General features: G+C 63.8%; 5 protein-coding genes and 1 pseudogene. 2 read left to right on the forward strand and 4 right to left on the reverse strand.

Annotated elements, in window-relative coordinates:
* A pseudogene (locus WCB02_RS28885) lies at nt 1-114 on the forward strand (IS5/IS1182 family transposase); the annotation flags it as partial.
* Nucleotides 115-317: 203 nt separating this feature from the next.
* On the opposite strand, the gene WCB02_RS28890 reads toward WCB02_RS28885, so the two are convergent.
* Entirely contained in the window at nt 318-1,568 is a 1,251-nt protein-coding gene (locus tag WCB02_RS28890) for a class I SAM-dependent methyltransferase (RefSeq protein ID WP_423963162.1), read from the reverse strand.
* Nucleotides 1,569-1,861: 293 nt separating this feature from the next.
* Between WCB02_RS28890 and WCB02_RS28895 the strand changes: the two genes are divergently transcribed.
* Nucleotides 1,862-2,965 (forward strand): hypothetical protein, encoded by a 1,104-nt coding sequence (locus tag WCB02_RS28895; RefSeq protein ID WP_423963163.1) that lies wholly within the window; start codon nt 1,862-1,864, stop codon nt 2,963-2,965.
* A 165-nt stretch (nt 2,966-3,130) separates the two neighbouring features.
* Here the strand turns inward: WCB02_RS28895 and rplI are convergent, their stop codons facing one another.
* From rplI to rpsR, 3 genes are all read right to left on the reverse strand, one after another.
* Nucleotides 3,131-3,730 (reverse strand): 50S ribosomal protein L9, encoded by a 600-nt coding sequence (gene rplI / locus WCB02_RS28900; protein ID WP_423963164.1) that lies wholly within the window; start codon nt 3,728-3,730, stop codon nt 3,131-3,133.
* 55 nt (nt 3,731-3,785) lie between these two features.
* A complete protein-coding gene (locus tag WCB02_RS28905; RefSeq protein WP_423963165.1) occupies nt 3,786-4,763 on the reverse strand; it encodes a DUF2232 domain-containing protein in 978 nt (325 codons plus the stop codon).
* Between the two features lie 127 nt (nt 4,764-4,890).
* Nucleotides 4,891-5,130, reverse strand: coding sequence for a 30S ribosomal protein S18 (gene rpsR, locus WCB02_RS28910; protein WP_011441353.1), 240 nt, complete (start codon nt 5,128-5,130; stop codon nt 4,891-4,893).
* Between the last annotated feature and the right edge of the window lie 67 nt (nt 5,131-5,197).

The following is a 5,197-nucleotide window of genomic DNA, read 5'->3' on the forward strand; positions in this document are numbered from 1 at the left end:
CGCTTCTTCAACAAACTCAAGCATTTTCGAGCCATCGCGACCCGCTACGACAAGCTCGCCAAAATATTCCTGGCCGGCGTCCAGCTCGCTTCTGCCATGATCTTGCTCAACTGAAGACAGGCCCTAGCCGCGGTCTCGGCATGTCTCTTGAGTGGGGCGGCGCGCGACGACTGCGCGACGAAGCCTTTGCGATACGCCGTGGATGCCCACGACGCGACGCTCCGATTCTGGCGCAACTCAAATTGCCCTTGCGCGACCGGCACCGCTAGCGTCCCGCAGTGCAATCCCGATCCGCTCCGCACCCGCTCTAATCGGGGCTATTCGCCGGCCATCTTCAGCCGCGGCTTGGTGCGCTGTTCCCGGGCTCGCAGTTTGGCTTCTTCCTGCGGAACGTAGTCCCGCGTCATCGGCACCACGCCCTGGCGCTTGGTCAGCTGAATCTGGAAATTCATCAGGTTCTGCTTGCGAAATGACATTTCGGAAGCGGCCAAATAGAACTCCCACATCCGCGCGAAGCGCTCGTCGTACAGCTGCACGGCCTCCTCGCGCCGCGCCATGAAGCGCTCGCGCCAGGCCTTCAGAGTTTCGGCATAATGCAGCCTCAGGATTTCGACGTCGCACACCAGAAGGCCGGCGCGTTCGATCGCGGCCATCACCTCCGACAACGATGGGATGTAGCCGCCAGGGAAGATGTATTTCGCAATCCAGGGATTGGTCGCGTCGGGACCTTCCGAGCGGCCGATCGAATGCAGCAACATCACGCCGTCGTCGGTGAGGAGCTCGGCGCATCGCCTGAAGAAGGTCTCATAGAAGGCGACCCCGACATGCTCGAACATGCCGACCGATACGATGCGGTCGAACGCGCCGGTTACGTCGCGATAGTCCTCGAGCAGGAATTTCGCGGACTGCGTCAGGTTCTTTTCCGCCGCGCGGGCGTTCGCCACCTGCAATTGTTCGGTCGACAGCGTCACGCCGGTGACATCGGCGCCGGCGATTTCGGCAAGATAGAGACCGAGGCCGCCCCATCCCGATCCGATATCGAGCACGCGGTCGCCGTGATCGACCAGCAGCTTCGCGCCGAGATGCCGTTTTTTGGCGAGCTGGGCATCGTCGAGACTGGTATCGGGAGTTTCAAAATAAGCGCAGCTATATTGCTTGTCGGCATCCAAAAACAGCGAATAGAGGCGCCCGTCGAGATCATAATGGTGCGCGACGTTGTTTCGCGCTCGGCCGCGCGGATTGAACTGGCCGATGTGCCTGACGAAATAGCGCAGCCACCAGCGCACCTTGGCCCAGCCCGGCAGCACGTCAGGCTGGTTCATCAGGATCGCCAGCGCGTCCGCGATCGAGCCCTGATCGATCACGAACTCGCCGTCCATATAGGCCTCGCCCAGCGCAAGCTCAGGGTTCAGCAGGATCCTGCGTTCGGCCCTGGTTGTGACGAACCGGGCGAAAACCGGCTTACCGGTACCATCGCCGCAGGTGAACTTGGCGCCGCTGGCGGTCGTGAACGTCATAGAACCGCGGCGAATAAACTTACTCAGTAAACCACGCAACAAAAGGTCCATCGATATCACCGCAAGGATCCGTCCCGCGAGATGAAGATTTACCCGGCCGTCCCGTCGACGCATCTGGAACGAATTGGTTCCTATGCATCTTAGGTTACAAGTTATCCACTCCGCCCCCGGTCCGCTATTGCATTGTGGACACAGCCGATATTCCAAAATACCGCGTTCACGCAGTTGCGCGAGTGTGCGTGCTTCCATTCGCGTGATAATCGGCTAAAAGGTCACGCCATCGGCACTGGGGACGCGTGCCGGGCCACACTGCAGGCGCAGGCGATTTCCGCAGGAGAACAAGAATGTTGAGCCGAGCGCTCAGTTTAGCGGCGGTGACGCTTCTGATCGGTTGTTGCACCGCAGGTCTGGCGCGCGCGCAAGAGAACCTCGAGGCCGGCAAGAGCCCTTCGCAGATTTTCGCGGGGACCTGCACGGCCTGCCACAAGAGCCCGCGCGGCCTGTTGAAGACGGTGGCGGCGGGATCGTTGCCGGGTTTCCTGCGCCAGCACTATACGACCAGTCCCGAGATGGCCGGGGTGCTCTCCTCCTATCTCACCTCGAACGGCGCGACCGACACGCGGCTGGGCGCCGGCCAGGCCAAGGAACAAGTCAAGGACGGCAAGGACAAGGGCGGCAAAGACGGCGCCAAGGAAGCGAAATCGGAAGCAAATTTAGAGGCGAAACCGGAAGCAAGACCCGGACAACGAGATCGATTCGGGCACAGGCTGCATCCCGCGCCGAGTGCCGAAGCTGATGCGCCGGCCGACGAGGTCAAGCCCGCGCGGTCGGACGACGAAATTGAACGTCCCGCCCGCAAGCGACTGGCGCGACCGGCAGAAGCCCCGGCAGAGGTTGCAAAGCCCGAGGTGGGCGATGGTCTTCCGGCTCAGGCCGCGGGTCTGCGTGGACGCGACGGCCGCAAATTGTCGGCGAAGCAGAAGCTGGCCAAGCGCAGCAGGCCGGGCGCCGATACGGCGCCCAAGGAGCCGCCGAGGAGCGAGGAGCCGGCCGCCAGCGTGTTGCCGAGGAGCGACTCCGCCAAGGTTGACGCCGACAAGCCGGAAGCAGCCAAGCCGGAATCACCCGAACCCCAATCACCCAAGCCCGAGGCCACCAGGCCTGAGGCCACCAAGCCTGCCACCGACGAACCATCTCAATCCGCCACGATCGAGCCACCGAGGGAAACCGGAACTCTACGGCCGGATCCGACTGCTCCCGTGACGCCGGCACCTGCGGTCGATGCGGCTTCTTCCTCGATGTCCGCCCCGAGTTCCGGTAGCGGATCGGAACCGGCAGCAAGTCCTCCGCCACTCGTGGCTTCGCCGCCACCGGCAGTGACGGCAGCGGCGCCCGCACCGCAGCCGTCAGCGCCTGCCGGACCACCAGTTCCTCCGATCTCGCAATAATCGGCCGAAACCGGGGAGCCTGCTCGGGCTGACGGCGGAACATATTTGACGCCGCCGTCGCGCCTGTCGCTCAGCGAGCGACTGGGCTGGGGCGCCCGGGGCATCCTGCCCACGGGCGGCAGGCCCGGCATCGAGCGGCCGGGCTTCAGGTCGAGATTGCCGAAATTACCTCTCGGGCGTGGCTTCCGCCGGCGGCGCCTCCTCGGGCTCGGCTTCCGGATCGAAGAACTCGCCGGCGGCGGCCAGCGCCTCGGCGGCGGCGTCCTGATCTTCCCGACGGCTCGAGATGTCCTCGCCGCGCTTGATACGCTCGGCTTCGTCGGCGCTGCGGGCGACCGTCACCGTGATAATGGCCTCGACTTCGGGATGGACGGCGATCGTCACCTTCTGTTGGCCGATCGTCTTGATCGGCGCATCGAGCCAGACCTGGGGCCGGCTGACGGTGACGCCTTCGCTGGCCAATCCCGTGACGATGTCACGCACCGAGACCGAGCCGAACAGCTGGCCGCTCTCCGAAGCCTGACGGATGATCACGATGTCGACGCCGTCGATCTTCTCGGCGACCTTGCTGGCTTCGGACTTGGACTGAAGGTTGTTGGCCTCGAGCTCCGCCTTCATGCCATCGTATTTGGCGCGATTTTCTGCGGTCGCGCGCAAGGCCTTCTTGCGCTTCAGGAGAAAATTGCGCGCAAAACCATCCTTTACCTTCACCACTTCGCCCATCTGGCCGAGCTTGGCGACACGTTCCAGCAAAATGACTTCCATATTCGTTCTCCTTGAGTGATGCGTTCGACCTGAATGTGGATTGACGGGTTGGTGTTCAGGACACCGGCAGAGGTGGCGGCCGCTTGCGCAGATAGCGCTGACGGAGGCCGAATACGGCGTCGGCCAACCCGAGCAGGACCAACGCGAGCACCGGCCAGGTGAAAATGACCACGATGGCGTAAGCCGAGCCGAGCCATAAGGCGCGGCTTTTCATCGTCTGCGTCAGCGTATGGAGCACCGCGAATCCGGTCAGCGCATAGGCCATCAGCAAAGCTGCAGTGGCGACCTCGGCGACAATGGTGGCAAGGCCGCCGGCGAAGCAGAATGCGATCGCCACGCATAATCCGACCAGCGTCATCGGCGGCAATGTGGTGGCCCGCAGGTCCGGCCAGGGACGGCGCAGGCGGCCCGACGTCTTGGTGACTTTTGCAGCAAGCCAGAGATTCAAAGCCAGCGTCGGCACCGCAACGACGGACGCCGCAAATGGCGCGATCATGACCAGCGCGTCGACCACTTGTTCGACCTCGCCGGTGGGCTGCAGATCGTGCAGGCTGAAGGCGCGTAGCACGCCACGATGCAGCGTAGCGGTGATGGTCGCGGCGTCGGTTCCGAGGGTCAGCAGCGCAGCAAAGGTGGTCAAGGCGGCAAAGCCCGAGATCCAGGCCAGGATGCGCCCGACCGGATACCATTCGAGCGCTGGCGCGACCGCCATTGAGTCCGCCGCACCTGGTGGAGCGTAGCCGACCAGCGGCCGGCCGAGCAAGGCCAGATGGCCGAGCCACCAGGCGGGTAGCGCCACGGCGACGGCATAGGCCAGGCCATGGGGAAGACCGAAGATCAGGGTAATACCGACGGCGGCCGCGGCGCCGCCGCTTACGGCGCACGGCGAGCCCCATCCCATGGCCGCCACCATGAGCGGCAGCGGCGCCAGATACATCAGCAAAAGCGATATCAGTTCGCCCGAAATGATCGAGGTGAACATCAATGCCGACGCAGCGCCGGCGGCCAGGGCTATGAAAATAATCGCCATCATCAGCTGTCCCGCCCCTTTCGAGCGGTTAGAGGCATCGGCCCCAACCATCGGCAACCGGACGATCCGGAAGCCTTATGAATTCGAAATCCGGCCGGCGGCCAAACGGCGCCGACCGGAGCATCAGTTGTTACCGGATCACATAGGGCAGCAGGCCCAGGAACCGCGCGCGCTTGATCGCGCGCGCGAGCTCGCGCTGCTTCTTGGCGGAGACGGCCGTGATGCGGCTCGGCACGATCTTGCCGCGCTCGGACACGTAGCGCATCAACAGCTTGGAATCCTTGTAGTCGATCTTCGGCGCATTCGGACCCGTGAACGGGCAGGTCTTGCGGCGACGAAAAAACGGACGGCGTGCACCAGCTTCAGCCATTGCTCTTACTCCTCTTCCGCCACTTCGACTTCGTCACGTGGGCGGCGCGGGCCGCGATCGCCGCGGA

This window comes from Bradyrhizobium sp. (assembly GCF_049581145.1).
In the GTDB taxonomy this organism is placed as follows: Bacteria; Pseudomonadota; Alphaproteobacteria; order Rhizobiales; family Xanthobacteraceae; genus Bradyrhizobium.